The sequence below is a fragment of the Larkinella harenae genome, from assembly GCF_054780515.1.
This window is the reverse complement of record NZ_BAAGWE010000001.1, coordinates 1,871,845-1,898,763: the sequence shown is the minus strand read 5'-3', so window position 1 is coordinate 1,898,763 and position 26,919 is coordinate 1,871,845. Positions and strand designations below refer to the sequence as shown.

The 26,919-nt window shown below is 50.9% G+C and carries 22 protein-coding genes; 9 read left to right on the top strand and 13 right to left on the bottom strand.

Annotated features, from left to right (window positions below):
* Positions 1 to 65: 65 nt before the first annotated feature.
* Complete coding sequence (locus tag ACYVH9_RS07695; protein ID WP_460635718.1) at positions 66 to 659, bottom strand: DNA-3-methyladenine glycosylase; 594 nt, start codon at positions 657 to 659, stop codon at positions 66 to 68.
* Between the two features lie 65 nt (positions 660 to 724).
* Here ACYVH9_RS07695 and ACYVH9_RS07690 point away from each other — a divergent pair, with 65 nt between their 5' ends.
* Positions 725 to 1,780 carry a saccharopine dehydrogenase family protein gene (locus tag ACYVH9_RS07690; RefSeq protein ID WP_460635717.1) on the top strand — a complete coding sequence of 352 codons (1,056 nt, stop codon included), beginning with the start codon at positions 725 to 727 and terminating at the stop codon, positions 1,778 to 1,780.
* Positions 1,781 to 1,790: 10 nt separating this feature from the next.
* Here the strand turns inward: ACYVH9_RS07690 and ACYVH9_RS07685 are convergent, their stop codons facing one another.
* Together ACYVH9_RS07685 and pdxA are read right to left on the bottom strand one after the other, a co-directional pair.
* Positions 1,791 to 2,681 (bottom strand): YicC/YloC family endoribonuclease, encoded by an 891-nt coding sequence (locus ACYVH9_RS07685; protein ID WP_460635716.1) that lies wholly within the window; start codon positions 2,679 to 2,681, stop codon positions 1,791 to 1,793.
* Between the two features lie 5 nt (positions 2,682 to 2,686).
* Complete coding sequence (pdxA, locus tag ACYVH9_RS07680; protein WP_460635715.1) at positions 2,687 to 3,826, bottom strand: 4-hydroxythreonine-4-phosphate dehydrogenase PdxA; 1,140 nt, start codon at positions 3,824 to 3,826, stop codon at positions 2,687 to 2,689.
* A 153-nt stretch (positions 3,827 to 3,979) separates the two neighbouring features.
* Here pdxA and ACYVH9_RS07675 point away from each other — a divergent pair, with 153 nt between their 5' ends.
* Genes ACYVH9_RS07675 through ACYVH9_RS07665 form a run of 3 tightly spaced genes read left to right on the top strand, consistent with a single transcriptional unit; the run spans position 3,980 to position 6,418 of the window.
* The gene (locus ACYVH9_RS07675) at positions 3,980 to 4,921 is read left to right on the top strand and encodes an NAD(P)-dependent oxidoreductase (protein ID WP_460635714.1); all 942 of its coding nucleotides are present in this window, start codon (positions 3,980 to 3,982) and stop codon (positions 4,919 to 4,921) included.
* The gene (locus tag ACYVH9_RS07670) at positions 4,918 to 5,736 is read left to right on the top strand and encodes a serine hydrolase (RefSeq protein WP_460635713.1); all 819 of its coding nucleotides are present in this window, start codon (positions 4,918 to 4,920) and stop codon (positions 5,734 to 5,736) included. Before ACYVH9_RS07675 ends, ACYVH9_RS07670 begins: the two co-directional genes overlap by 4 nt.
* 1 nt (position 5,737) lies before the next feature.
* Positions 5,738 to 6,418, top strand: a complete 681-nt coding sequence (locus ACYVH9_RS07665) for a uracil-DNA glycosylase family protein (protein WP_460635712.1) — start codon at positions 5,738 to 5,740, stop codon at positions 6,416 to 6,418.
* A 45-nt stretch (positions 6,419 to 6,463) separates the two neighbouring features.
* Here the strand turns inward: ACYVH9_RS07665 and ACYVH9_RS07660 are convergent, their stop codons facing one another.
* Both ACYVH9_RS07660 and ACYVH9_RS07655 read right to left on the bottom strand, forming a co-directional pair.
* Entirely contained in the window at positions 6,464 to 7,348 is an 885-nt protein-coding gene (locus ACYVH9_RS07660; protein WP_460635711.1) for a hypothetical protein, read from the bottom strand.
* Positions 7,349 to 7,471: 123 nt separating this feature from the next.
* Entirely contained in the window at positions 7,472 to 8,020 is a 549-nt protein-coding gene (locus ACYVH9_RS07655; protein ID WP_460635710.1) for a lipocalin-like domain-containing protein, read from the bottom strand.
* Between the two features lie 369 nt (positions 8,021 to 8,389).
* Here ACYVH9_RS07655 and ACYVH9_RS07650 point away from each other — a divergent pair, with 369 nt between their 5' ends.
* A complete protein-coding gene (locus ACYVH9_RS07650) occupies positions 8,390 to 8,710 on the top strand; it encodes a heavy metal-binding domain-containing protein (RefSeq protein ID WP_460635709.1) in 321 nt (106 codons plus the stop codon).
* A gap of 53 nt (positions 8,711 to 8,763) precedes the next feature.
* On the opposite strand, the gene ACYVH9_RS07645 is transcribed toward ACYVH9_RS07650, so the two are convergent.
* From ACYVH9_RS07645 to ACYVH9_RS07635, 3 genes are all read right to left on the bottom strand, one after another.
* On the bottom strand, positions 8,764 to 9,840 hold the full coding sequence (locus ACYVH9_RS07645; protein ID WP_460635708.1) for a porin family protein: 1,077 nt from the start codon (positions 9,838 to 9,840) through the stop codon (positions 8,764 to 8,766).
* Between the two features lie 258 nt (positions 9,841 to 10,098).
* Complete coding sequence (locus tag ACYVH9_RS07640; protein WP_460635707.1) at positions 10,099 to 11,631, bottom strand: magnesium chelatase; 1,533 nt, start codon at positions 11,629 to 11,631, stop codon at positions 10,099 to 10,101.
* An 85-nt stretch (positions 11,632 to 11,716) separates the two neighbouring features.
* On the bottom strand, positions 11,717 to 12,820 hold the full coding sequence (locus ACYVH9_RS07635; RefSeq protein ID WP_460635706.1) for a vWA domain-containing protein: 1,104 nt from the start codon (positions 12,818 to 12,820) through the stop codon (positions 11,717 to 11,719).
* A gap of 402 nt (positions 12,821 to 13,222) precedes the next feature.
* On the opposite strand from ACYVH9_RS07635, the gene thrA reads away from it, so the two are divergent.
* The 3 genes from thrA to ACYVH9_RS07620 all read left to right on the top strand — a co-directional run bounded on the left by thrA (position 13,223) and on the right by ACYVH9_RS07620 (position 18,290).
* Entirely contained in the window at positions 13,223 to 15,685 is a 2,463-nt protein-coding gene (thrA, locus tag ACYVH9_RS07630) for a bifunctional aspartate kinase/homoserine dehydrogenase I (protein ID WP_460635705.1), read from the top strand.
* 46 nt (positions 15,686 to 15,731) lie between these two features.
* Positions 15,732 to 16,661, top strand: a complete 930-nt coding sequence (locus ACYVH9_RS07625; RefSeq protein ID WP_460635704.1) for a homoserine kinase — start codon at positions 15,732 to 15,734, stop codon at positions 16,659 to 16,661.
* Positions 16,662 to 16,775: 114 nt separating this feature from the next.
* Positions 16,776 to 18,290, top strand: a complete 1,515-nt coding sequence (locus ACYVH9_RS07620) for a capsule assembly Wzi family protein (protein ID WP_460635703.1) — start codon at positions 16,776 to 16,778, stop codon at positions 18,288 to 18,290.
* A gap of 56 nt (positions 18,291 to 18,346) precedes the next feature.
* Here ACYVH9_RS07620 and ACYVH9_RS07615 read toward each other — a convergent pair whose 3' ends face one another.
* The 3 genes from ACYVH9_RS07615 to tsaE form a co-directional block, all read right to left on the bottom strand.
* Positions 18,347 to 18,754 (bottom strand): hypothetical protein, encoded by a 408-nt coding sequence (locus ACYVH9_RS07615; RefSeq protein WP_460635702.1) that lies wholly within the window; start codon positions 18,752 to 18,754, stop codon positions 18,347 to 18,349.
* Between the two features lie 100 nt (positions 18,755 to 18,854).
* On the bottom strand, positions 18,855 to 20,066 hold the full coding sequence (locus ACYVH9_RS07610) for an alanine dehydrogenase (protein WP_460635701.1): 1,212 nt from the start codon (positions 20,064 to 20,066) through the stop codon (positions 18,855 to 18,857).
* A 112-nt stretch (positions 20,067 to 20,178) separates the two neighbouring features.
* Positions 20,179 to 20,589 (bottom strand): tRNA (adenosine(37)-N6)-threonylcarbamoyltransferase complex ATPase subunit type 1 TsaE, encoded by a 411-nt coding sequence (gene tsaE / locus ACYVH9_RS07605; protein WP_460635700.1) that lies wholly within the window; start codon positions 20,587 to 20,589, stop codon positions 20,179 to 20,181.
* Positions 20,590 to 20,714: 125 nt separating this feature from the next.
* Here tsaE and ACYVH9_RS07600 point away from each other — a divergent pair, with 125 nt between their 5' ends.
* A complete protein-coding gene (locus tag ACYVH9_RS07600) occupies positions 20,715 to 21,749 on the top strand; it encodes an oxidoreductase (RefSeq protein ID WP_460635699.1) in 1,035 nt (344 codons plus the stop codon).
* A 79-nt stretch (positions 21,750 to 21,828) separates the two neighbouring features.
* Here ACYVH9_RS07600 and ACYVH9_RS07595 read toward each other — a convergent pair whose 3' ends face one another.
* Both ACYVH9_RS07595 and ACYVH9_RS07590 read right to left on the bottom strand, forming a co-directional pair.
* Complete coding sequence (locus tag ACYVH9_RS07595; protein WP_460635698.1) at positions 21,829 to 23,553, bottom strand: RagB/SusD family nutrient uptake outer membrane protein; 1,725 nt, start codon at positions 23,551 to 23,553, stop codon at positions 21,829 to 21,831.
* Positions 23,554 to 23,618: 65 nt separating this feature from the next.
* Positions 23,619 to 26,852 (bottom strand): SusC/RagA family TonB-linked outer membrane protein, encoded by a 3,234-nt coding sequence (locus ACYVH9_RS07590; protein ID WP_460635697.1) that lies wholly within the window; start codon positions 26,850 to 26,852, stop codon positions 23,619 to 23,621.
* Positions 26,853 to 26,919 lie beyond the last annotated feature (67 nt).

The following is a 26,919-nucleotide window of genomic DNA, read 5'->3' as shown; positions in this document are numbered from 1 at the left end:
TGAATAAGTTTGTCTTTTTGTAAGGCTTAGAAGAGTAGCAAACCTAGCGTAAAACCATTGACCCGTTATGGTTTGCTTACGAACGGATTCCCTTTAACGTAAAACCGGTACGGTAAATCAACTCCCTGCGTAATCCCGATGCGGGTGGTGGTTACCATGTCAATATCGTTCCATTGACGAGACCGGATGTAAATGGGTGAAACCGGAGCTGTCAGCTCCGTAAAATTATGATGCCGCGAAATGCCCATTGCAATCACAAGCTTGCCCGGCCCACTGGTCAGGCCACGCAAACCGGTTCGGGTAGCTGGGTCCAGGCCACGACGCGCCCCCATCAGATCGACGCCTTCGGTTGGCTCTACCGCCCGGATCAGCACCGCTTCGCCCACGTCCTCCGGACCCGTAACCACGTTTATGCAGTAGTAAAAACCGTAAATCAGATACACATACAGTGTTCCGGCGGGGCCAAACATGGCCGCATTACGGGCGGTTTTGCGCCGGTATGCATGGCAGGCCGGGTCGCCAGTCAGATACGCTTCGGTTTCCACAATAATGCCCGCCGTAGTGCCTTCCGGACTTTCGTGAACCAGTTCGCAGCCGAGTAGTTGTTGCGCAATCGTTATGGTATCGTATCCTTGATAAAAGTCAATCGGAAGTTTCATGGGTCCAATTTCTGCAAAAACTTAGTACCTTGCTAACGTTCAGTACACAACACATCAACCTATCTATGAATAAAATACTAGTAGTTGGGATGGGAAAAGTGGGTTCGCTCGTCGGAATCCTTCTCAACAAACGCTTCGCCGTAACGGGATTTGATAAAAACCAACCCGCCCATGATCTTCCTTTTTCCATCGTACTGGGCGATGTAACCGACGAAGCCGTGCTTCGCCAAACACTGGCTGACTACGACGGTGTTGTCTCGTGCCTGCCGTATAACCTCAACCTACCCATCGCCCGAACGGCCTGGGAGCTGGGCCTCCATTATTTTGATCTGACCGAAGATGTACCGACAACCACCGCCATCCGCCAAATGGCCGAAACTGCCAAAGCCGTTATGGCTCCGCAATGTGGTCTGGCCCCCGGCCTGATCGGAATTGTCGGCGCCAATCTGGCCAAGCGCTTCACGAAGCTCCGGGATATCGAACTGCGCGTAGGAGCGCTGCCGCGCTACCCGAACGGTTTGCTGGGATATTCCTTTACCTGGTCGCCAGCGGGGGTCATCAACGAATACCTGAACGATTGTGAAGTCATTTCCAACGGCGTTTTCAAAACCGTTCCGGCGCTTGATGGCATCGAAGTTATCAACATTGAAGGACAGGAATTTGAAGCCTTCAGTACCTCCGGCGGTTTGGGAACCATGTGCGAAACCTACGCCGGGCAGGTCGATACCCTCAACTACAAAACCATCCGCTACCCCGGCCACGCCAAACTCATGCGGTTTCTGCTCTACGAGCTGATTCTGAAAGACAAGCGTGTCCTGGTGGAGCAGATTCTGACGGAAGCCAAACCGCCCGTCCAGGACGACGTTGTGTACGTTTACGCCGTGGTCGAGGGGTGGAAGGGCTCATTGCTTGAACGAGAGGAGTTTTTCCGGGCTTATCATCCGCGCGAAATCGACGGTCAATCCTGGCGGGCCATTTCCTGGACCACCGCGGGGTCAGTGGCCGCGGTGGTCGAACTGGTTGCCGACGGTTTGATTGCGCAAAAAGGCTTCATCAAGCAGGAAGAAATTCCGTTTGCGTTGCTGCTGCAAACGCAGAATGGGGCTTTTTTTGGCGGCTAGCCCGGTGGTCTTAAATCACATTCAGGGTCTGCTCCTTGATTTTTTCGAGTTCGTCCTTCATCTGTACAACCAGCCGTTGAATGGACGCATCGTTGGCTTTCGAACCAATAGTATTGATTTCGCGCCCGATTTCCTGAGCGATAAAATTGAGTTTTTTGCCGTTGGCTTCTTCAGCCGCCAGCACTTCCAGGAAGTAGCTCAGGTGGTTTTTCAGCCGAACTTTTTCCTCCGAAATGTCGAATTTTTCGATGTAATAAATCAGCTCCTGCTCAAACCGGTTCTGGTCAAATTCTTCATTGCCCAGCAATTCGGTTATCATGCCGCGAATCCGTTCGCGAACGGCCGGAATGCGCTTCACATCCTGTACTTCAACGAGCGTCAGCCGGTCCGTAATGACCTGGATGTATTCGCGAAACTTGCCTTCCAGTCCGTCGCCTTCCTGCTGCCGGAATTCGTCGCACTTGCGGATGGCTTCCAAAGCCGTCAACTGGATCAATTCCCAGTCACTCGCCCCCGTTTCAGAAGCCGTCGACACTTCGGAGTTAAATGCATTGGGTTGTTGCAGCGCCAGCTTGAACAGGTCGCCATCGGCCACATCCAGCAACAATCCCTGCGACGTTGCCCGCAGGTCGTTGAGGTAGGCTTCCACCAGCGGACGGTTGATCGTCACACCGGGCCGCACATCCGCCAGACGGCTGATATTCAGCGACAATTCAACCTTGCCGCGTTCGAGCCGCTGGGTTAGCAGGTTCCGTAGTTCAACTTCTTTATCAGAAAACGCCCGCGGAATTCGGCAATAGATGTCCAGAAACTTGGAGTTCAATGTTTTTACTTCGGCAGTAACCGTCAGGCCGTTGGCTTCCTGGGTTGCACTCCCAAACCCCGTCATCGATTTTAGCATAATTGTTAAGCAGATTGCTCGCTTATTTTCCCACTAATTGTTTTTTTATTCAAGGCGTTCTGCTCTATTTCTGCCATTTCTTTCCGGTACCGCGAAACATCGCAAGCCAGGTAGATAGCCTGAAGCATGGACGTTTCGTCCGCCTGGTTTTTTCCGGCAATATCGTACGCCGTACCATGATCGGGTGAAGTGCGCACAACCGGCATTCCGGCGGTAAAATTAACACCTTCGTCAAACGCAATCGTCTTGAACGGAATCAAACCCTGATCGTGGTACATGGCCAGCACAGCGTCGTACTTGCGATAAGCCCGGGTTCCGAAAAAACCGTCGGACGCAAACGGCCCATAAATCAGCTGCCCTTTGTTGCGCAATTCCTGAATCAACGGGTTCAGCACTTCCTGTTCTTCGTTGCCCAGCAGCCCTTCCTCACCCGCGTGCGGATTCAGCCCTAATACCGCAATCCGTGGTTTCCGGATGCCGAAATCACCCTGCAACGACTGGTGCATGAGATTCAGCTTTTGCAGGACTTTTTCTTTGGTAATGCTGGACCGAACCCGTCCCAGCGGAATGTGCCCCGTCACAACACCCACCCGCAACACATCGCTCACCAGAAACATCAGATTGTCTTTGACCTCAAACGCTTCGGCAAAATACTCGGTATGGCCCGGAAACTTGAACGTTTCGGTCTGAATGTTGTACTTGTTGATCGGGGCCGTTACAATGGCATCCAACTGTCCGGCTTTCAGGTCTTCGGTAGCCCGTTGCAGGCAGGCCAGTGCCGCTTGGCCAGCTTCGGGCGTTACTTTTCCCGGCTGCACATCCAGCCCCTGCCCTTGTTCGTTCCAGCAGGTGATGACATTGGTAAACTTCGGATTGGCCTGACCGATGTGCTGAATACCGTTTAAATTCCAGTCTTTCAACGACAAACCACCTTGTTGCAGCATATTTCGGTACCGATTCAGTACTTTCATCGAGCCATAAATAACCGGCGTGCAAATTTTCTGCAACCGATTATGCTGCAAGGCTTTCAGGATAATTTCCGGCCCAACCCCGTTGTAATCGCCGAGCGTGATTCCAATGACAGGACGACGGGCTTGGGGTTCCGATTGACGTTCGTTATTTTTCTCCGATTGGCGCGGTTCCATTTAAGTTAGTAGTTTCGCCTTTGTGTTTCGAATGACTAATCAATAATGAACAATGAGAAACAAAGATGGCTCCAAAAGCGAAAAAACCATTTTTAGGGTTCATTATTCATTGTTCACTCTTCATTTTCTTTGCAAGTTACAAAAACCGTACGGATGTCCCAGAATCGCTCCATAATCCTGATTGCCGACGAAATGCATTCTTCGCTGTTTGACATGCTCGAACAGGCAGGTTTTGATTATCAATACGAACCCAACATAACCCGTTCGGAACTGCTCGAACAGATCGGTTCCTACCATGGACTCATCATCCGCAGCAAAACGAAAGTTGACGCCGAAATGCTGGCAGCGGCTCAACAATTGCGGTTTATCGGACGAGCCGGGGCCGGTCTGGACCTGATCGACCTGGCCGTGGCCGAACAACGGAATGTGCAGGTTTTTCACGCGGGCGAAGGCAACCGCGATGCCGTAGCCGAGCATACCGTCGGTATGTTGCTCGGTTTGCTGGCCAATATCGCCAAAGGCGACCGCGAAGTACGGCAGGGAATCTGGGATCGCGAAGGCAATCGGGGCTACGAACTGGGCAGTATGACCGTCGGAATTATTGGATTTGGTAACAACGGCCGCGCTACGGCCCGGCGACTGAGCGGTTTTGGATGCCGGGTGTTGTGCTACGACAAATACCTGACTCACTACGGGGGAGCCTACGCGCAGGAGGCCGAACTGGAGCAGATTATGCAGGAAGCCGATGTGCTGAGTCTGCACATTCCGCTGACCTCCGAAACCCGGACGATGGTGGGGGACCTTTTTATTGAACGGTTTGAAAAACCGTTTTATCTGGTCAACATCGCCCGCGGAGAAATTGTGTCATTGGCGGCACTGGTGCGGGGGCTGGAAAGCGGAAAAGTGCGCGGAGCCTGTCTGGACGTGCTGGAAAATGAAAAACTCACCCAACTAAGTCCCGAACAACAAACCGCTTTTGACTATCTTCGGAATTCGGATAAGGTGCTGCTAACCCCTCATGTTGGCGGCTGGACACACGAGAGTTACGTCCGGATCAACGAAGTTTTAGTCCGTCAGTTAACCCAATTTGCATGAAACTCCTCTTCATTCTTTTCGCACCGTTGATAGTCAGTGCCCAATCCCTGCCCGATCAATTGACCACTTACCTGCAAAAACTCCCCACGACCGTCCGGGTAAACGTAGCGCTGGAAGAACTGGCGGGCAGCACCCAGTTTTACCACCAGGCCGACGAACTGGCACCGGCAGCCAGCGTAATCAAGGTACCCATTATGGTCGAAACGATGGAGCAGGTGAAGGTCGGAAAATTTGACCTGGAGCAAACGCACGTTCTTCAGGCGTCCGAAAAAACGGGGGGCTCGGGTATTCTGAAAAGCTATCCCGACCAAAGCCAGCTCACCAACCTTGAGGTGCTGACGCTGATGATGACGCACAGCGACAATACCGCTACCAATATTCTGATTCGTGCCCTGGGCATGGACAACATCAATCAGCGGATGCGTTCGCTGAACCTGCCCCAAAGCCAGTTGAATCGCGTTATGATGGACACGCTGGCGGCCAAACAAGGACGCGAAAACCGGGTGACAGCCCGCGAAATGAACGCCTTGCTAAAGAAAATTTACCGGAAGGAAGTGGCTACTCCGGCGCTCTGCGATCAGATGATTGAGATTTTGAAAGCCAACCGCGACAAAAACACGTTTCGACGGTTTTTACCGCAATCAGCCGTAATTGCTCACAAAACCGGCGAGTTGTCGTACGTGCGGGGCGATGTGGGTTTCTTTTACGTCAACAAACCGTTCCTGTTATCGGTTTTTGTGCAGGGAACCACCACCGAAGAAGCCGAAAAAATCATTGGTGAGATTGCCCGCATGAGTTACAATCACTTTCAATAACATGGCCACTTTTGCCGACCGCGCCATTCCGTATTACCTCAACCTGACAGAACCCAGTCAGTTGCCCACCGGCGTGGGCGCCCTGAACCCCTACCGTCAGCCGGACGTGGCCCGGATCGTCCGGGCGTTTTACGGCACCTTTTTCAGCGACGAGAAACCGCGGGTGTATGTGCTGGGCATTAACCCGGGGCGTTTCGGAGCGGGCGTTACGGGCATTTCCTTTACAACGCCCCAGAACCTGAAACAGTATTGCGGCATCGACAACGACCTGCCGCCCACACCGGAGCTCTCAAGCCGGTTTATCTATCAGATTGTCGAGGCATTTGGGGGAGCCAGGGACTTTTACGGACGGTTTTTTCTCAGTTCGCTCTACCCGCTGGCGCTGGTGAAAGGGGGCAAAAACTATAACTTTTACGACGATAAAGCCACTACCGCTACGCTCTGGCCGGACATGGTTGCCTCCCTTCACCAGCAGCTCACGTTTGGCTGCAACCGGAATGTAGCGGTTTGTCTGGGCCGTAAAAACGAAGCTTTTTTGAAAAAACTCAACCAGGAGCACGGATTTTTCGGGCGAATTGTCACCCTCGATCACCCGCGCTACATTTTGCAATACCGCAGCCGGGACATTGAATCGTATGTTGACAAGTATGTCACGACGCTGGCGGATTGTGTGGCATTGTAATTTGCAAAATAAATAAGACCTTAACTGACAAATACTTAAAAACATCTATTTACATTCATATTCAAAATTAGTTACTCCTATTCCATATAAATCCTCTTCCAACCCCCATTTTGAATTTATAGCTTTTCCATGAGCAATTCGTCGTTTAACTCGATTTTTGTTATCAAAAAAATAGTTATAGTTTTTCTCATAAATTATCCCATCTTCAATATATCCAAATCCAAAAACTTCTACCTTTTCCCTGATTGGCAAGTTAAAGCTAACTTTTCCAATCAAGGACTGCGTTGCAGGTAAGTTCAAATGGTTTAGATTGTATTCTATGTATTTATTATAAACTTCTCCTGTTTTTACATATTCCCCGTTTCGCTTCGTAAAAGACTCTTGTACTAATTTTACTACGTTTTCATCTTTGTAAACATAATATCCTTGCGTTGTATTTGCTCCCCAATTAGTTGGATAACCCTCTGTGTCGTAACGAACAGAATAGCTATTGTTATAGTATTTGGTAACTAACCCTAGTTCATTCAGCGAGATCGTGTCAGACTTTGAACTAACTTTCTGGTCATCATTGAATGTCCATTCTTTATATCTATAAACTTCTCTAGAATTATATTTAAACTTTGTAAGGGTGTAATTATTTGAAAGTAATTTCTCATACTCCTCTGTTATACGACCTTCGGTATCATAAGTATATATTGTAGTACTAACTAAACTAACTTCAACCTTTGACCCATCGGATAAGGTGATAATTTCAGGCTCTATTATCAACTCTCTTTTTCTACCAATTGTAGGCGTTTTATAAATAGTTTTCACAATCCGACATTTTACATAAGGGTGCGGTAAAATGTCATTATTTTTATTCCGTTCACAACCAATAATGATAGCGAATAGACCAACTACGAGCACTTTTAATTGTAATGAATTTTTCATCAGGAAAATGATAGAATACAAGTTTATCTATTATTGTCTATCCAAGCAACTTACTTGTGCTTTTCCCATAAAAAAAGCCCACCGATGAGTCGGCGGGCTGTCTGCATTGTATATTAATAGCAACTACGCCTTCTTGAATTCAAGAATCATGAGATCGGCTTTCCCATCGTCGTTCATGTCTTCACCCGGCATTGTCAATGTCATCGTGTTACCGCTGATATTCATGTCATAAACCTCAGCCGAACCACCACTCGTAATTGTCAATTTATTCCCGTCCACTTTCCACGTTGATTTATCTTCGATTGGGTTGAGGTCATCAGAACCTTCCGCCTGACAGTTTGGAGACGCAGTACCGGTGATGGAGCCATTACCGTTAAATGTGATTTTGGTGTCGGTCAAACAGGCAATCAAGGCGTCTCCACCCGGAACCAATTTTAGAACGACAAAAAAATCTTTTGTTTTTGAGCCATCTGGAAGTTCCATATCGACATTCGTCTTCATGCCCGAAATTTTCCAGCTTCCTTCAACGGCACTCGGCTTTACATCCGGATTTCCATCGGCGTCTTTGTCTTTGCTACAGCTGGCAAACCATAGCGGCAAGGCCAGTAACATGATCAGCGTCCAGCCATAACGGAAATTAATGCGGTTCAGTAGTACTGTTGTCGTTTTCATTGTTGTTTTGGATTGATTTGTTTGGAAAAAAGTAGATTGTGCTTCAAAAATGGGTCAAATCGACGCGGATGCCCAATGGCTTTCTTGTGAAATGCGTATCTTTATGTTTAAACAGTCATATCTGCGGGCTGAAGTGTATACGGTTTGGGATCAGCATTCATTTCATGTAACTCTGATTTCGAGAGTCAGAGCCGCGCTCATCCGTTGAAAGGCTACTGGCTACCGCCCGTAAGTCAAAACAAATAGCCTATACTTAAAAAATAATCTTCTGTGTAACTCTGTAAAACCGTAATCTTCCGATATTTAATTTTGCCTTATTGTGCACTTCAACATCGGAAACCGTCAGGCGGCTCCATTCAGATAAACTCTATGCTGGTAACAACTACGTCAAACATCGAAGGCAAACGAATCATCCAATACCTCGGCCTTGCCAACGGTGAAGCCATTATTGGTTCCAACCTTATCAAAGATTTCTTCGCTACTGTGCGCGATGTTGCGGGTGGGCGGTCAGCCGCCTACGAACAGGCGTTACGCGAAGCCAAAAGCATTGCGATGAAAGAGATGATCGAGCAGGCCATGCGGCTGGGTGCCAATGCCGTCATTGGCGTCGATCTGGATTATCAAACCATCGGCAGTAACGGTGGGCTGCTGATGGTGAGCGCCAACGGAACGGCAGTCGTTGTCGACTAACCGGTAGGCGCCGGGCTGTTTTGTACGCTCTTTTAAACGGCCCGGCGTCGTTCTTACCGCCTGCCCAGCGGGAACAAATAACCCACCGAGAACGTAGCGACCTGCATACTCACGTAATCCGTCGGTTTCGGGTTAGCATCCGTTCCGAGGCTGTAATGATACCGCCCTTCGACGAGCAACCGGCCCGGCCCCGCCGGAATCGAAACTCCCAGACCGCCCGTTACGCCGTACTCAAGCCGGTCGTCGTCGTTGGTTAGTTTCTGTTTCTCATCAACTAGCGTTTCACCATCGACAACGAACTTGGCGCTGGCATCCAGCCCATAAGTAACATATGGACCGGCATTTACAAAAAACCGGGTTTTCCGACCGAACGACAGTTTCAGAAGAAGTGGGACTTCAACGGCATTAGTTGATATCTGAAATGAGTACTTCTGCCCGCTTTCTTCACCCGCTATTTTCAGCGACCGGCGGGTGTACAAAATCTCCGGCTGAATCGAAAATACCTCTCCAATACCGTAGTTAATGATAACGCCACCCGTGAAGCCCGGCGCGATGGCCTGTTCCCCAGCAGCACCAGATAATTCATCCGGCGCAAATTCGTTCATCCACAGGTTCGCTCCCCCGCGAATACCCACCGATAAGCCTTTGGCCGAGTATTCTTTTCCCGCTTTTACCCGAGCGGGCTGCTCTGCTTTCACCTTCGCTACTTTTTCGGCCTTGGTGGCTTTTTGTTTTTCCGGCTTTTCGGCTTTCTCTTTTTTCGATCGCTTGGCGGTTTCCTTTTCAGCCATCTCAGCCTGCGGTTTGGCTTCTACCACAGTTTGTTGGGCCAGTACCGGCTCGGTTTCTGCCACCGCCGTCGTTGAAACGGAAGCCGTTGTAGCGGATGCGGGAACAGAAGCCACGACGGGTTTGGGAGTCGGCTTTTTAGCCGCGGGTTTCGGCTTATAAGCCGTCGTTGTTTTTTTGGGGGCGGTTGCACCCGATTTTTGTTGGCTCGAAGTGCCCGGTTTCGCTTGGGCAGTAGCGGTCGGTTTCCTGGCCGGAGCCGTTGTTTTGGGCTTCGTTGTCTGGGCTTCGGCCAGCAGGCTGATTGCTACCAGGCAAACGGTTAACAGGGATGTTTTCATTTGGGTGTTAAATGTCTTGTATTTGTTGTTACTGATGCTACAAAAGTATATCGTTAATCATCCGCTGGGTAGAGAAGAACTACGCGATTTTATAACTGCGTAGTTTCCCTGTAGCATTTTACGACACTAAAAAAGGCAACCCGTGCTCCAGGTCGCCTTTTTTAGAATTATGAATGATGGATTAAAAGTTACGAGTTGGCCGCCTGGCGCATGACTATAAACGCGTCAGCTAATTCATACTTCTTAACTCATCATTATTTAAAACCGGTCTTCTTCGTCATCGTCGTCATCGTCGCCGAATGCATTGCCGGGGCTGAACATACTACCGAGCAGGTCTTTAAACTGTTGCCCGGTGTCCAAAGCTTTTTTGCCCACCAGCGAGTGTTCGGCCAAACCGTGCAGCGCAAATTCCATCATGAACAGCTTCTCCTGCTTGCTCAATCGCGCGTGCAACGAATCAACTACGTCATCCAGCCCGTCAATCGTCCGCAACCGGTTTTCGTAATCGCGGTTGGGCAAGTCGTTCAGCACGTCCATAACGTTTCCATCGCCAAACCAGTCCGTTATTTTTTTATACGGGTTGCCGCCTTTCTGTTTTTTGGCCTTTTCCGGATTCGGGAAATAGTTCAGAAACTGAGTTCGAATGGCTTTGCCGATTAGGTTCTGGGCCACGATCACCGGGCCTTCTACCTCACCTTCGTAAACCAGCTCGACCTTTCCGCAAATGGCTGGAACCACGCCGTACAAATCGGAAATCCGGATGTAAGTTTCTTTTTCACCATTCAGCAGCGCCCGGCGTTCGGCCGCCGACAGCAGGTTTTCGTAAGCCGCAATGGTCAAACGGGCCGACACCCCACTTTTGGCATCTACATATTCGCTTTCGCGGGCTTCCAGGGCAATTTGCTCAATCAGGTCGGCCACCAGGTCATTGGTTTTGACCATTCCTTTCTGCTCGGTTTTAACGATGGCTTCCTGCTGCGTAATCTTCTTCCCAATCTCCAGCGATTTCGGATAGTGCGTCACAATCTGGCTATCGATCCGGTCTTTCAAGGGCGTGACAATGCTGCCCCGGTTGGTATAGTCTTCCGGGTTCGCCGTGAACACGAACTGAAGATCGAGCGGTAACCGCAGTTTGAAACCGCGAATCTGAATATCGCCCTCCTGCAAAATATTGAACAGCGAAACCTGAATCCGAGCCTGCAAATCCGGCAATTCGTTGATAACAAAGATGCAGCGGTGCGACCGCGGAATCAACCCAAAGTGAATTGTTCGCTCATCGGAATAAGGCAATTTCAGGGTTGCGGCTTTGATCGGATCAACATCACCGATCAGGTCGGCCACCGATACATCCGGCGTGGCCAGTTTTTCGGTATACCGATCATTGCGGTGGAGCCAGGCCACGGGCGCGGCATCGCCTTTCTCCGCAATCAGGTCGTGGGCAAACCGTGATAGGGGCTGCATCGGATCATCGTTCAGTTCGGAGCCTTCGAGCACCGGAATGTACTCGTCGAGCAGGTTGATCATTAACCGGGCGATCCGGGTTTTGGCCTGTCCGCGCAGACCCAGCAGGTTGATGTGGTGCATTGACAGGATGGCCCGTTCCACGTCCGGAATCACGGTATCTTCGTAGCCCCAGATGCCCGGAAAAACCACCTCCTTCGCCCGGATTTTCTCAATCAGGTTATCACGAAGTTCCTGTTTGATGGATTTTGGTTTATAACCGGCGGCTTTGAGCTCGCCGAGGGTTTTAATTTTTATTAACTCTTTACTTTTCAGGGATGAATAGCTCATGAAATCGTTGTGTAGCGTCGAAAAATGGGGGTATGGTTGGATAACGGGGATTGGTCGGAATTAGTTTTCCGACCTTGTCGCCCGGTTATTTCATGTTCTTCCGGCGGTTTCGCTGGAAGTCTTCAAACATCATATTGCCTAGCCCCTGCAAACTGCTGTAATACGCCCGACCGTTGTTGACTTTGGTAAACTCGTGGACAAACTGTTTCAGGTACGGGTCCGAAGCAATCATAAATGTAGTGATCGGAATATCGAGCCGGCGGCACTGAGCGGCCAGCGTCAGGGTTTTGGAAACAATCTTACGGTCCAGTCCGAAACTGTTTTTGTAATACTTGATGCCTTCTTTCAGGCAGGTCGGCTTGCCGTCGGTAATCATAAAAATCTGCTTGTTCTTGTTTTTCCGACGACGCAGCAGATCCATCGCCAGTTCGAGACCGGCCACGGTATTGGTGTGATACGGCCCCACTTCCAGGTACGGCAAATCCTTCACCTGAATCTGCCAGGCATCATTTCCAAACACGATGATGTCCAGCGTGTCTTTCGGATACTTCTGCTTGATGAGTTCCACCAGCGCCATACCCACCTTCTTGGCGGGCGTGATGCGGTCTTCACCGTACAGAATCATGGAGTGGCTCACATCGATCATCAGCACCGTTGAGGTCTGGGTTTTCTGCTCTTTTTCCACCACTTCCAGATCACGTTCCATCAACCGAAACTCCTCCACTCCGCTGTTAATTTGGGCATTGCGGATTGACTCGGTCATGGAAATCTGCTCCAGCGTATCGCCAAACTGAAAATCACGCAGATCGCTGCTTAGTTCATCGCCCACGCCAGAATACGGCGTATGATGATTGCCGCCGGATTTCGAGCGTTTGAGTTTGCCGAAAATTTCTTCCAGGGCCGAGCGCCGAATGGCTTGTTCACTCTTGGCGGTCATCGCGAGCGTTCCTTCTTCATTTTGCTCGGTCAGATACCCCTTCTCCTTCATCTCCTCGACAAAATTGCCAATACCGTATTTATCATCGGTCAGGCCGTAGCGCCGGTCGAGGTCATTCAGATAGGCCAGCGCCTGTTCGACGTTGCCCGAGGTCATCAGCAGCAATTGCTGAAAAATATTGAGCAATTGATCGAATTTGCTGCCCTCCTTTTTTTCGGGCGGTGTATAATTGGAGAATTGAAAACCTTTCATGTAGTAAGTCGTTAATCAGCCCGGGCCGTTGAGGAAAGAACATCACGCCAAACGGATTTGTTCGCCTGGTGAAAATACGAAATTTCCCGCCATGCTGGTTTTCCGGCGTTAACAGGCTGCCGTCCGTTCTCTAACGTATTTTAACCGTTCAGCATTGTTGCCCGAATCCTGCCGCCTGCTTTCCGAAAACCGTTTCGGCTGATGCTGCTGGGCTGCTTCCCTCCGCATTTTTTACTCACGCCCTTTTCAGGCTTATTCCCTACTTTTTCGTTCAAACACTTTGCAATATAGAAGCCGCTTTTTAGCTATATTTGCGCTCCTTTTCCCTTCATCACCAACACAAAAGCCGGATTGCCGATACCAGTTCATCGCGCAGTCAATCATTCCATAATACCCCACTGTATGAACGTATTGAAATTTGGCGGGACCTCCGTAAAGTCAGTTGAGAATATCAAGAAAGTCATTGCCATCATTTTGAATCACCGCCAGAACGGCGATACGCTGGGAGCTGTCGTGCTGTCGGCCATGAGTGGTGTTACCAATCAGTTGATTGAAATTGGTCGCATGGCCGCGATCAACAACCCCGATTACCTGGAATTGATCCGGGGAATCGAAGACCGCCATTTCAATGTCATTAAGGGTTTAATTCCGATCAAAGAACAAAGCAAGGTTTTCGGTAAGGTACGCGGAACCGTCAATGAGCTGGAAGACCTGCTGCGGGGTGTGTCGCTCATCCGGGAATTGTCTGACCGGACGATGGACCTGGTCATGAGCTTCGGAGAGCGGCTTTCGTGCCTGGTCATCAGCGAGTGCCTGAAAAGCCAGGGCGTTCCGGCCCGGTTTTGCGACGCCCGCCAGCTGATCAAAACCGATGCACAGTTTACAATGGCCGAAGTGGATGAAACCGCTACCAACCAGCTCATTCGCGATTACTTTTCGACCATTGGCGCAGACCTGCCGATTGTGACGGGTTTTATCGGCTCCACGGCCAACAACGATACCACAACCCTGGGCCGGGGTGGTTCGGATTATACGGCATCCATTCTGGGCGCGGCCCTGAACGCTACTTATATCGACATCTGGACGGATGTAGACGGCATGATGACGGCCGACCCGCGCAAGGTTCCCAATGCGTTCAACATCCCGACAATTACCTACGCCGAAGCAATGGAGCTGAGTCACTTTGGTGCAAAAGTGATCTACCCACCCACATTGCAGCCCGCGTTTGCCAAAAATATTCCGATCCGGATTCTGAACACGTTCAACGCCGACCACCAGGGTACGGTCATCAGCCGGACCGCCGATCGGCGCGACTTTACCATCACGGGAATTTCTTCCATTGATGATATTGTGCTGGTTAATATCCAGGGCAGCGGTATGATCGGGGTGGCTGGGGTTTCGGCCAAACTGTTCAGTACACTGGCCAACTACAAAATCAGCGTTATTCTGATTTCCCAGGCCTCGTCGGAACATTCCATCTGTTTTGCCATCGAACCCCGGAACGCCGAACGGGTTCGCGAAATTCTGGAAGCTGAGTTTGAAACCGAAATTGCCCACGGCCACATCGACCACATTGGTATCGAGCGGGATTTGTCGATTATTGCCACAGTCGGCGAAGGAATGAAGAAAAGCTCGGGGATTGCCGGAAAACTGTTTTCGGTACTGGGCAAAAACGGGGTCAATATCATCGCCATTGCGCAGGGGTCGTCCGAGATCAACATTTCGGTGGTTATCAACAAAAATAACCTTTCGAAAGCGCTCAATGCGATGCACAACGTCTTTTTCCAGTCCGAAGCCCGCATTCTGAACCTGTATCTAGTGGGAGCCGGACTGATTGGGCGCACGTTGCTGCAACAGATTCAGGCACAATACGAATACCTCCGCAACGAAAAATCCCTGCGAATCTGTCTGGTGGGTGTCTCAAATACCAGGAAAATGCTGCTCGATCCCAAAGGCATCGATCTCACTACCTGGCAGGATCGGCTGACGAGCGAAGGCGTAACCACGTCCTTACCGGCTTTTGTCGACAAATTAAAAGATTACAACCTGCCCAACAGCGTGTTCATCGACTGCACCGCCGATAAGGACATTCCGCTGTTTTACGAACCGCTGCTGAACGCTAACGTTTCGATTGTCACTCCGAACAAGGTGGCCAATTCGGGTTCCTACGCCGACTACAAACGGCTGCAGCGGGCCACGGTTCGGCGCGGGGTTAAGTTTTTGTACGAGACCAATGTGGGAGCCGGGCTGCCCATTATCAATACCGTTCAGGGGCTGATGACATCCGGTGACCGGTTTTTGAAAATCGAAGCCATCCTGTCGGGAACGTTGTCGTACATTTTCAATACGTTCAAACCGGGGGTATCGTTTGCGTCCGTTGTGCGGGAAGCAAAAGAAAAAGGTTTCACCGAACCCGATCCACGCGAAGACCTCAGTGGCATGGATGTGGCCCGTAAAATCCTCATTCTGGCCCGCGAAGCTGGTTTTGAACTCGAACCATCCGACGTAACCATCAATAACCTGCTGCCCGAAAGCTGCATTACGGCCCCGAGCATTCCGGCGTTTTTCGAAGAACTGGATCGGCAAAATGCCTATTTCGAAAGTCTCCTGCAGGAAGCTGAAAGCCGTCATGAAAAATTGCGGTACATTGCCACCTTCGAGAACGGAAAAGTGACCATCGAACTCCGGCCCGTCGGCTTTGAGCATCCCTTTTATGCGCTATCGGGTGCCGACAACATCATTTCCTTTACAACAGAGCGGTACAAAGAACGGCCGCTGGTCATCAAGGGACCCGGCGCGGGCGCGGAGGTAACGGCTACGGGCGTTTTTGCGGATGTGGTGAGCATCGGAAGTTACCTGGCGTGAACTAAACAAAGCGCCAATTTTGTATCATTGACAAAAGAATGAAGCAGTGGATTCGATAAAAGTTTTTGCCCCCGCCACCGTTGCAAACGTTGCCTGCGGTTTTGATATCTTCGGTTTTGCGGTCGACAGCCCGGGTGATGAAGTCATTCTCCGCAAAAGCGCCGAACCGGGCGTTCGGATTAAGGCCATCGTAGGCGATGAAGGTCGCCTGCCCAAGCAGGCCGAGCGCAACACCGCCGGCATTGCCATTCAAACCTACCTAAAGCATATTGGGTCGGATCAGGGGGTGGAGGTCATTCTCCACAAAAAAATGCCCCTCGGAAGCGGGCTGGGCTCCAGCGCGGCCAGTGCCGTTGCGGGCGTTTTCGCCATCAACGAATTGCTGGGCCGCCCACTGAAGCAGATCGACCTGCTGCCGTTTGCGATGGAAGGCGAACGACTGGCTTGCGGTTCGGCCCACGCCGACAACGTTGCCCCTTCGCTGATGGGTGGTTTTGTGGTCATTCGCAGCTACAACCCACTGGATATCATCACGGTAAATACCCCCGCACAACTCTACGCAACCATTGTTCATCCCGAGATTGAGGTGAACACCAAAGACGCGCGCCATATTCTGAAAAATGAGGTTTCGATGAAGAACACCATCATTCAGATGGGAAATGTGGCCGGACTGATTGCGGGCCTCATGAAACCTGATTATGAGTTGATTGGCCGTTCCATGGTCGATGTCATTATCGAGCCGATCCGCGCCATTCTGATTCCTGAATTCAGCGAAGTGAAACAGGCTGCCCTGGACGCCGGTGCCCTTGGTTGCAGCATTTCGGGCTCTGGGCCGTCAATGTTTGCCCTTAGTCGCGATCAGGAAACCGCTGACCGCGTTGGTGCCAGCATGCAGGCTGCGTTCAATACCGTTGGCATTGGCAGTGAAGTGTACGTATCCGGTATCAACCAGGAAGGACCGCGCGTCATCGGGTAATCGCGAACTGGAACAGTTTTTGTGCATACAAAAAAACATTCCAGGTCAATAATAGCCTCCAACAACGGGAAACTGTCACCTGAAGTGTTCTAACGAAACGTGAACCCTTGCGCAATGGTGAGAGTACTCCTATTTCTGGTATTTATTCCGCTTTTTACAGTTGGGCAACCCATCATCGAAACCAGACCCACTCGTTTTTTTGCGGAAGTAGGAAGTTTTTACGCTCCCGGTAAACAAACACCGTTCTGGATGCGCACGAATCAATACGGTATTGTACCCAACACGCTGCCGTACGCGACCATTCGGGCCGGTGTTCATCAGGATTATTGCTATTACCCACTCTCCGACATCAGCACTTCTAAACGTCAGGATTTTTTTGGCATTGGGTACGGTTTTGAATTAGCTTCAAATTTGGGTGCACAACAAAAAATAGCCGTTTTGGTTCCAGAAGCCTATGTAAAGGCGCGAGTGGGCGCATTCGAGATTCAGGCTGGTCGCCGACGTGAAATCACGGGCCTGGTCGACTCAACCCTCAGTTCGGGCTCGTACAGTTGGTCGGGCAATGCGCTGCCGATGCCCAAAATCCAGATTAGCTTACCCACTTACACCCCCATTGGGTTTACAAAAGGATTGATTGCGCTACGGGGAAACTTCGCCCACGGCTGGTTTGGCAACCATAATCGCAAAGTCGACCATTCGTATCTCCACCAGAAATCCTTATACGGCAGGCTGGGAAAACCCCGCTGGCCCGTCAAGCTCTACGCGGGATTCAACCACCAGGTGCAGTGGGGCGGAGTAACGGACGAGCTCCCCGAATCGCTGGCCAAGGATGGGAAGCTGCCGGCCAAATTTCAGGATTACCTTTTTGTGACAATGGGCAATAGCCTAAGCCGACTGGTCAAACTCGATACCGTACGCTACAGCCGGTTTGATCGCGAAAACCGGATCGGGAATCACCTGGGGAGCATTGACGTAGGCATTGAATACAGCAATCGGGAAATATCGCTGCTGCTGTATCATCAATTTGTTTACGAAGACGGGTCATTATACTACCTCGCCAATGTCGAAGACGGTTTGACCGGCTTACGGTTTCGAAACCTAAACCCCGCCCCCACCGGCTTACGCGTTACGGGTGCAGTTGCTGAATTCTTGTACACCAAAAGTCAGGGCGGCAGCGTATTTGATGACTATAGCAACATTCGCGGGCGAGACAATTACTTCAACCACGCCCAGTACCGCGACGGCTGGTCGTATTTCGGGCGGACCATCGGCACTCCCTTCATCACGCCCGTGACAGATACCCGTCTGAATTTGGCTCAGTACGGTTTTTTCAACAACAACCGCGTTCGGGCCTACCATACAGGTATTCAGGGCCTTTTTTCCAAAAACTGCGGCTTCCTGTTCAAATTCTCCTACAGTGAAAATTACGGAACGTACGAAATGCCGTTTTCCGAAACCGCACGGCAGTTTTCGGCCAGTATGGCGTTGGAGTTACCGTTGAACCAGCGCGGATTGCTGGTTACGTTTTCGGCAGCCGCCGACCAGGGCGATCTGTTTCCGAATAGCAGCGCCATCTACGCGGGCATTCGGAAAACCTGGGACTATTACAAGTACCGGATCGGGAAATAGGAGATCGGTTTGCGGTTTTCAGTTTATGGTGCGGAAATCGGCGCCATAAACTGCATTTAATCCTCAGGAAAGGGAATGAAGATAAACCCCGCAAATTCCCCTTCAACAACAAACAGGCAGCAGTACTCGTCGGGGTTTTTATAATTTTCCTTAAATAACTCAATCGACTCCTCCCCCACCAGCCTCCGTTGGACGAACTCGTCGAGCAACGATGCCCGGTAGCTCCACGCATTTCCCGCCAGTTCGTTTGGACCGAGCAGGAGTTGGCCAATATCAACCGCCCGTCGGGAAGCGACAAAGACGGGATTCTCCGAAAAACCACGCTTTCGAATCTGGTACGAGGCTTCGCGCAATGTATCGGCCACTTTGATAAAATCCGACGAAACCGCGCTCATCAATTTCCGATTGATTTCCGGCGAATTGGCATCGTCCAGAATGGTGTTCTCGTTACTATGATGGATCATGTTGTTTACGGTTTTCAGTTTACGGCTTTCAGTCTATGGTTTACGGTGCGGATCTTCACCGAAACTGAAAACTATAAACCGTAAACCATAAACTGGCTAACTAAATTCGTGCGGCTAGCAAAAGGCTCAAATCTTTGTATCGCATATTAAATTTTTTGGCGATATAAGCGTTGGTAAGCAACCCGTTGTGACTATACACGCCTTTCATAAACCAACGGTTGGCAAACATCATTTCTTCGATTCCGCCGATGGTGCCTGTTTTTAGAAGAAAAGGCAGGAAAATGTTACTCAGCGCCAGGCTGGCCGTGTGTGCCACCCGCGAAGCAATGTTCGGAACGCAGTAATGAATGACGTTTTCGACTTTATAAACTGGCGCGTTGTGCGTCGTCATTCTGGAGGTTGCAATATTCCCACCCTGATCAATAGACACGTCGATGATGACGGCATCGAGTTTCATTTTCGATACCATCTCCTGCGTCACCACAATTGGACTCAAACCGTCTTCGGCCCGCATAGCCCCGATCACCACATCAGCCCGCTGGATAGCTTCCGACAAGGTATCGGTTTCAATGATGGAGGTATAAACGTGCTGTCCGATAGCGTATTTCAGCCGCTGGAGTTTGTAGATATGCTTGTCAAAAATCTTGATGTCGGCTCCCAGGCCCAAGGCCGTCCGGGCGGCATACTCGGCCACGGTTCCGGCTCCCAGAATTACCACCTTGGTTGGCGGAACGCCCGTAATGCCGCCCAAAATAACGCCCCGGCCATTGTTCGCGCTGCTCAGGTACTCTCCGGCAATCAGCATCACCGTACTTCCCGCAATTTCGCTCATGGCCCGGATCACCGGCATTCCGCCCACTTTATCCTCGATGTATTCGTAGCCGAGTGCCGTGATTTTCTTGCTGTTCAGCCGTTCGAAGTACTTTTTCTCCAGATTAGGCAGGTTAACCGCCGAAATCAGCGTGCTTCCGGTTTTGATGTATTCAAACTCCTGCTCAACCAGTGGCTCAACCTTCAAAATCAGGTCGGCGGTATATACTTCCTTTGGTGAAGGTGCAATCAGGGCTCCGGCTTCGCTGTAGTCGTTATCCGAAAACTTGGCACCGGCACCGGCGCCCGTTTCGACCAGCACCTCGTGGCCGTTTCGCACCAGAATGGCCACAGCTTCGGGCGTGAGCGCAATCCGGTTTTCCTGCAAGGAAACCTCTTTCGGCAGTCCAATCATCAGACTACCTTTGAGCTTTTTAACAGCAGCAGGAGATTCCTGCGGATAAAGTGCCGATTGTTTGGCTAGTTGTTCAAACCCAGTCACTATAAACGGGATTTATGAGTTACGAACTGCGAATTACGAATCTTTTTGGCAGGAATCCGAAAACCTATTGAAAAGCCCTGCGATAATCCGTCGTTCGTAATCCGCCATGATGTCAATTGATTTCAAGGATACGCTCGCCATCTTCAACCCGGAGATAAATTGTCCAGGCATCCGGTGGCAATAGTCCGGCAATCCGCTCCGGCCATTCGATCAAACAGCGGTCGCCCGAGTCAATGTACTCTTCCAGCCCGCTATCCAACGCTTCAGCTTCATTTCGAAGCCGGTAGCAGTCAAAGTGATAGACGGGCTCTCCGGAATCGGTAACATATTCATTTACAATCGAAAAGGTTGGACTTTGAACGGTAGTAACAACGCCCAGCCGACGACAAATCGCCTTAATCAACGTAGTTTTGCCCGCTCCCATCGCGCCCTCAAACCGCCAGACCGAATACGGATGCCCGGCAGCAATCACTTGTCCGGCAACAGCATCCAGCTCATCAAGGTTTCGAAAGCGTATGGTCATCCTGTCATTCTAGTTCCAATTCCAAAGATAACACTTTTCTTGGTCTCCAACAGGTTACGGTTTATTGTTGCCCTTCTGATCAAAATTAACCATCTTCGGCCCTCAACATTCCATTGCCTATTCCTATGTCTCGTGTCATTCAGGTTGGATTGATCGGTTTCGGACTATCGGGTCGGTATTTCCACGCCCCATTCCTAACGGTCAACCCGCATTTTACCATTACAAAAGTAGTCGAGCGGCACCGCAACGAAGCGGAAGCGTTCGATTCGTCCATCCAGACGGTCCGCAGCCACGAAGCACTTCTGAACGATCCGGCCATTGATTTGGTCATTGTCAGCTCGCCCAACGATACCCACTTTTCATACGCCAAAGCGGCACTCGAAGCCGGAAAACACGTCCTGATCGAAAAACCGTTTGCCAACACGTCAGACCAGGCTCGCCAGCTGTTCGACCTGGCCCGTCAGAAAGGCCTGGTAGTTATTCCGTACCAAAACCGTCGGTACGATGCCGATTTTCTGACCATCCAGCAATTGCTGCGGGAAGATCAACTGGGCGATGTTGTCGAGTATGAATGCCGGTATGATCGTTACCGCCCCGATATTGTCAATAGTTGGAAGGAGCAGGACCCCGAAGGGGGCGGCAACCTGTTCAACCTGGGTTCTCACCTGATCGACCAGGCCGTGACGCTGTTTGGGGTGCCGGAAGCGGTTTCGGGCGACATTCGCATCATTCGCAAAGGTGGTGTGCTCGACGATTACTTTGATGTGAAGTTATTCTACGCGGACAAACGGGTCATCCTGAAATCATCGATGCTGACGATCGACAACAGCCTGCGTTACATCATTCACGGCACAAAAGCTTCGTTTGTCAAACACGGTCTGGACATTCAGGAAGAAACCCAGCGTAAAAATATTCTGCCCAACACGCTGGATTGGGGGGCCGAACCCGAAAGCCAGTACGGTACGCTGACCACGCCCGAAGGCCACTTTACCTTCCCCAGTCAACCCGGTAATTACCACTATTTTTACGATAATCTCTACCGCGCCATTATCGGTGAAATTCCGCAGGAAGTAACACCGGAACAGGCCATTGCCGTGATCCGAATCATCGAGCTGGCCAACGAAAGCAGCCAGTCGAAAAAAGTACTGGCGTTTCAATAGCGCCGAAAGAAAAAGACAAGAGAAATGAGAAAACCGTTGGTAGTCTCACCTCTCTTGTCTTTTCATTTACATCGCTACATCAATAGCCCGGATTCTGCTTTAGCGTCGGTTTGCCATCCAGGTAACTATTATTGATTTCGTCAACCGGCAGCGGAAAATATTCGTGCTTGCCCTTGGTAAAAGCGGCTCCATTCAGATACGCTCGTTTTTTCGATTCAACGGAAAGGTATTTGGTGAGGGTTTCGGCGGCAATGCCCCAGCGAACCAGGTCAAAAAACCGGTGCCCTTCCATCGCAAACTCCAGCCGCTGCTCGTGCCGCACGGCTTTCCAGGCTTCAGTTTTACTGGCAAAAGCCGGAGAACCCGCCGGGTATTCGTTGACTACGTAATTGGCCGCGGGTTTGCCGTCTGCCGACGAAACCGGCACGCTGTTTTTAGCCCGCTTCCGGATCATGTTCACATACTCACGCGCCTTGTCGAGGCTCCCAACTTCCGTTTCTATTTCGGCCAGCCACAGCAGAACGTGTGAATACCGAATCATGCGGTAGTTGTTGGCCACCCGGCGTTTGTTCGTTGAGTGCGTGTTGGTTCCCTCCTCTCCTTTGAAATACATCCATTTTTTGCCCGTATACGGGCCAGCGTAAACCTGATCACGCACCCAGGTCACACCCGGCATGGCGCCCCAATCCAGAAACGGAATGCCCCGCCGTCCGACGGTATGATCCAGCCGGGGATCGAGCGGTGTTTGCATATCCGGCGTATACGGATCGGTAATTTTCAGTCCCTGATCGTTTTTCAGGTCAGCTTCATTGAAGGAATCCAGCAGCGGAAGGCCGTTTGCATCGGTTTTGTAGGCATTGACCAGATTCAGCGACGGTTGGTAAAAACCGCAGCAGCCCCCACCCGGCGCGCCCGAAAAATACGGCCAGTTCAATGTTTCTCCGGCATTTCCGTTGTTACCGTTCGTGCCGTCATTCACCGAAAATTGCACCTCAAAAATGGATTCGGCGTTGTTGTTGGTTGCGGCCCGGAAATTATCCAGGTAATCGACCAGCCGGTATTTGCCACTGCTCACAATACTTTCCAGCAACGGTTTGGCTTCGGCGTATTTCCGCTGAAACAGATACGACTTGGCCAAAAAGGCCGTAGCTGCAAATTTGGTCGCCCGGCCTTTTTGCGACTGGGTTTCCGGCAAATTGTCCACGGCAAACTTAAAATCAGCTTCAATATTCGGCCAGATGTCTTTGTCATTGGGTACTTTCGTCGAGTTGGGGTCGGTAGCCTTGTAGATTTTGTCGTCGATATACGGCACCATGTTCCACATTTTCTTAGCCTCAAAGTGATAATGGCCCCGCAGGAACCGAGCCTGCGCAATCACCAGTGTTTTTTCGGCATCGGTCATGTCATTGGCCAGCGCCACGGTCTGGATCACCTCGTTGCAACGCGAAATGGCATCGTAAACATGACGCCATTTTCCGCGCATGTGCACAAACCCCGGCTGCACTTCGTAGCGCTCGATCCCCGTAATTTCGGGCTGATCACTGGCATCGGTACCTTTATAAGCATCATCAGACGCCACGCCACCGTATACCCAGTTTGAAACCGCTGCGTGCCAGTCCGTTGTTCCGGAGCCAATGCCATCAAGCAGCGAATACGCTCCGATCAGCAACGCATTCACGCCGTTTTTATTGGAAAGCTGTTGCAGCGACGCTACACCCTGTGGGCGTACATCCAGAAAGGACTCGCTACACGACGTTACCAGTCCGGCCGTGAGCAGCGAGGTAAGCATAAATATCTTTTTCATTGGAAATGTTCGGAATTAGTGATTCAATGTTTCGGATGAGCTTAAAATTCAGGGGCAGATTCCGGTTAGAAACCTAGTCTTAAGCCCACCAGCATTGTTTTTGCCACCGGATAGGCGCCCTCATCGACACCCAGGTGCGTGTCCTGGTTGTTGTCTCCCGACCGGCGCAGGTTGATCTCCGGGTCCAGCCCCGAATACTTGGTAAACGTCAGCAGGTTCTGGCCCTGAACGTAAATTTGCGTAGCGCCCAGACCGAGTTTTTGTTGCAGACGCGTTGGCAGGGTATACGACAGCTGGACGTTTTTCATCCGGAGGTACGAGCCTTTTTCGAGGAAATAGGTCGAAATCTGAGCACTGGTGGCATCCGTCGAGCGGAGTTCAGGCAGAATCGCATCCGTTTTTCCCGGCCGCCAGGAGTCGTACAGCATCCGTTTGCTGCGGTTTCCCTGGAAGGTGTTGAAGTCCGTCCAGTACTTCATGTAATTGAAAATGTCGTTGCCATATACGCCCTGTCCAAATACCGTCAGATCAAACGCCTTGTATCCCACGCTAACGTTTAATCCGTAGGTGAAATCCGGGTGCGGATTCCCGATAATATCACGATCGGCGGTAGTCACGACACCATCGCCATTGAAATCCCGGAACATAAAGGAACCCGCCCGGTTATACGTACCAAATTGCGGAGCGTTTTTGGCGGCTTCGGCGGTCTGGAAAATCCCGTCGACGAAATACCCGTAGAATGATGCCACCGGGTAACCTACCTTCGTGGCACTCATGGCAGGCAGACGGGTAGCAAACCCGAATTTGATCGAGTTGGGGTCATTGTTGATTTTCAGCACTTCGTTCCGGTAGGTTGAGAAATTACCGCCAACCGAATAGCGCAGAGCGCCCCCCATTGCCTTGCCATTGTAGTTGATGCTCAAATCAACCCCTTTGTTCTGCATATCACCAATGTTGGTAAACGGTACTGTGGCGATCCCCTGCGTGTACGGAATGTCAATCTGGGACAACATATCCGTCGTTTTCTTGACGTACCAGTCGAAGACCACTTCAATCTTGTTGTTCAGCAAACTGGCATCCAATCCAATGTTTGTCGATGTGGTCGTTTCCCACTTTCCGTTCGGATTACCAAACTGAACCAGGTCGAAACCCGGCACAATCGACGTTTTGGCACCATTGATGTCGTAATGGTTTTCGACGGGCCGCGATTCGTACAGCGTGAAGGCATTGTAGATATTCGGGATGTTTTGGTTACCGGTTTTACCCCAGCCCACCCGCAGTTTCAAGTCGGAAACCAGATCAACACTCTTCATGAAATTCAACTCGGAAAGGCGAAAACCCACACTGGCCGCTGGAAAAATGGCGTAGCGATTGGCCGGACTAAACCGGGATGAACCATCACGACGCAGCGTAAAATCGGCCAGGAAGAAATCCTTGTACGAATAATTCACCTTACCAAACAGCGAGAACAGGCGCGTGCGGTTGGCTCCCCGACCGCTGTTCTGGAGGCCGAGCGGGCTACCCGCGTTGAGGTAGCGGTAATCCAGATCATCGTAAGCGTAATTGCTGCGGGTCGCATCGAAGATAAAATCGTAGGTAGCAATCGACTCGGTTCCGGCCAGAATGTTAAAACCGTGATGACCAAACGTACGGTTATACGTTAAAGTATTGTACCACGTCCAGGAGTTATCATACCGGTTTTCTGACCGGAAGCTGTTGGCGTTCCGGGCTTCGGGCGATTCCGGATCGCGGGGCGTGTACTGGTCGAAGTTGTACAGGTTATATTCCACACCGAAACTGGTCCGGAACGTTAGTCCTTTGAACAGGTCGAGTTCGCCAAAAGCGTTCCCAAACAGGTGAACTCCTTTGGTTTTGTTATCCTTAGCCCGGTACAATTCCTGCAAAGGAGTTCGCGCATTTCCCAGGTTCAGCCCTTTGGCACCGGCAAAATTTCCCGCTACATCGTACACCGGAATCAACGGGTGCGACCGGACGGCGAAGGCAATCGGGTTGGATTCGTCGTTGTTCGTAAAACCGACCCGTTCATCGTACGAAACCGTCAGGTTCTCCCCTATTTTGAGCCGGTTTTTCACCTTAAATTCCGTGTTGGCCCGGATCGAATACCGTTTGTAGTTGGTGTGTTCCAGAATTCCTTTCTGGTTGAAGTGGTTGAACGAGATCGAATAAGAGCCTTTTTCGGTTCCACCGCTGGCGCCCACCTGGTAGTTTTGAATCGGGGCCGGATTAAAGATGACATCCTGCCAGTTGGTACCTTCCTTATTCGCTTTGGTAATCATGAATTTCGTACTTCCCAGCGCCGGATCGGTTAAATCGTACGTGTAATTCAGGTAATTACCGTTGGCATCACGCGCCAGCCGCGGATCCCCTTCCATCGCGCCCGACGGATAAATGTAATCCGGAATCCGGGGTTGCTCTCCGTTGCCATACTGGCCGTGGCTGGGCGTCTGGCCAACATTTTTAGCCTGCTCCCAAAGCAACTGCCCCAATTCCTGCGAGTTGGTCAGGTCCAGCAGCTTCCCGTTCCGCTGCACCCCCGCATACATGTCAAACGTAATTTTCGGCTCACCGGCTTTGCCTTTTTTGGTGGTAATAATCACTACGCCATTGGCCGCCCGGGCACCGTAGATTGATGCAGCCGAGGCATCTTTCAGGACCTGTAAACTTTCGATGTCGTTGGGGTTAATGTTGTTGAGCGAACCGGTCGTCGGTACTCCGTCGACGATGTAAAGGGGCGAGTTATTGTTGATGGTTCCGAAACCGCGAATCCGCACCATGGTTCCCCCGCCGGGTGAGTTGTCGTTCCCGACCGTTACCCCGGCAGCCCGGCCCTGCAACTGTTGCGTCAGGCTGGCGGCCGGAACAGCCGTCAGGTCCGTTCCTTTTACAACCGTAACGGCACCCGTAATGTCTTTTTTGCGCTGCGAACCGTAGCCGGTCACAACCACTTCCGTCAGGGTTTTGGTGTCCGCCAGCAACGAAACCGTAATGTCAGAACGGTTGCCAAGCGTAACATCCTGCGCTTCGTAGCCAATGGCCGAAATGGTCAGTACATTGCTGTTGGCTGGGACATTGAGTGTGAAGCGTCCGTTGGCATCGGTCGACATTCCGATGGTGGTGCCTTTTACGAGAACATTGACACCGGGTAGTGGGCTTTTGTCTGTTCCGTCGATGACACTACCGCTGACTTTCCGTTCCTGCGCCCAGGCAGTAAACGTCAACAGGCATAGCAATGCCAGGGCTGCAACCGACGGAGTCGGTCTCAGGTAATAATTTTTCATAAAATAGAGATGGTAGATGGTTTGTATAAAAGGGCAATATGCTTGTACTTAATATGGTGCAAGCGTC

What these genes read in the sequence shown, in the direction of transcription:
- ACYVH9_RS07695 (WP_460635718.1), bottom strand. Translation starts at nt 659, where the DNA reads ATGAAACTTCCGATTGACTTTTATCAAGGATACGATACCATAACGATT.
- ACYVH9_RS07600 (WP_460635699.1), top strand. Translation starts at nt 20,715, where the DNA reads ATGTCTCGTGTCATTCAGGTTGGATTGATCGGTTTCGGACTATCGGGT.
- ACYVH9_RS07590 (WP_460635697.1), bottom strand. Translation starts at nt 26,852, where the DNA reads ATGAAAAATTATTACCTGAGACCGACTCCGTCGGTTGCAGCCCTGGCA.
- ACYVH9_RS07655 (WP_460635710.1), bottom strand. Translation starts at nt 8,020, where the DNA reads ATGAAAACGACAACAGTACTACTGAACCGCATTAATTTCCGTTATGGC.
- pdxA (WP_460635715.1), bottom strand. Translation starts at nt 3,826, where the DNA reads ATGGAACCGCGCCAATCGGAGAAAAATAACGAACGTCAATCGGAACCC.
- ACYVH9_RS07685 (WP_460635716.1), bottom strand. Translation starts at nt 2,681, where the DNA reads ATGCTAAAATCGATGACGGGGTTTGGGAGTGCAACCCAGGAAGCCAAC.
- thrA (WP_460635705.1), top strand. Translation starts at nt 13,223, where the DNA reads ATGAACGTATTGAAATTTGGCGGGACCTCCGTAAAGTCAGTTGAGAAT.
- ACYVH9_RS07665 (WP_460635712.1), top strand. Translation starts at nt 5,738, where the DNA reads ATGGCCACTTTTGCCGACCGCGCCATTCCGTATTACCTCAACCTGACA.
- tsaE (WP_460635700.1), bottom strand. Translation starts at nt 20,589, where the DNA reads ATGACCATACGCTTTCGAAACCTTGATGAGCTGGATGCTGTTGCCGGA.
- ACYVH9_RS07615 (WP_460635702.1), bottom strand. Translation starts at nt 18,754, where the DNA reads ATGATCCATCATAGTAACGAGAACACCATTCTGGACGATGCCAATTCG.
- ACYVH9_RS07675 (WP_460635714.1), top strand. Translation starts at nt 3,980, where the DNA reads ATGTCCCAGAATCGCTCCATAATCCTGATTGCCGACGAAATGCATTCT.
- ACYVH9_RS07635 (WP_460635706.1), bottom strand. Translation starts at nt 12,820, where the DNA reads ATGAAAGGTTTTCAATTCTCCAATTATACACCGCCCGAAAAAAAGGAG.
- ACYVH9_RS07690 (WP_460635717.1), top strand. Translation starts at nt 725, where the DNA reads ATGAATAAAATACTAGTAGTTGGGATGGGAAAAGTGGGTTCGCTCGTC.
- ACYVH9_RS07650 (WP_460635709.1), top strand. Translation starts at nt 8,390, where the DNA reads ATGCTGGTAACAACTACGTCAAACATCGAAGGCAAACGAATCATCCAA.
- ACYVH9_RS07660 (WP_460635711.1), bottom strand. Translation starts at nt 7,348, where the DNA reads ATGAAAAATTCATTACAATTAAAAGTGCTCGTAGTTGGTCTATTCGCT.
- ACYVH9_RS07645 (WP_460635708.1), bottom strand. Translation starts at nt 9,840, where the DNA reads ATGAAAACATCCCTGTTAACCGTTTGCCTGGTAGCAATCAGCCTGCTG.
- ACYVH9_RS07640 (WP_460635707.1), bottom strand. Translation starts at nt 11,631, where the DNA reads ATGAGCTATTCATCCCTGAAAAGTAAAGAGTTAATAAAAATTAAAACC.
- ACYVH9_RS07670 (WP_460635713.1), top strand. Translation starts at nt 4,918, where the DNA reads ATGAAACTCCTCTTCATTCTTTTCGCACCGTTGATAGTCAGTGCCCAA.
- ACYVH9_RS07595 (WP_460635698.1), bottom strand. Translation starts at nt 23,553, where the DNA reads ATGAAAAAGATATTTATGCTTACCTCGCTGCTCACGGCCGGACTGGTA.
- ACYVH9_RS07620 (WP_460635703.1), top strand. Translation starts at nt 16,776, where the DNA reads ATGGTGAGAGTACTCCTATTTCTGGTATTTATTCCGCTTTTTACAGTT.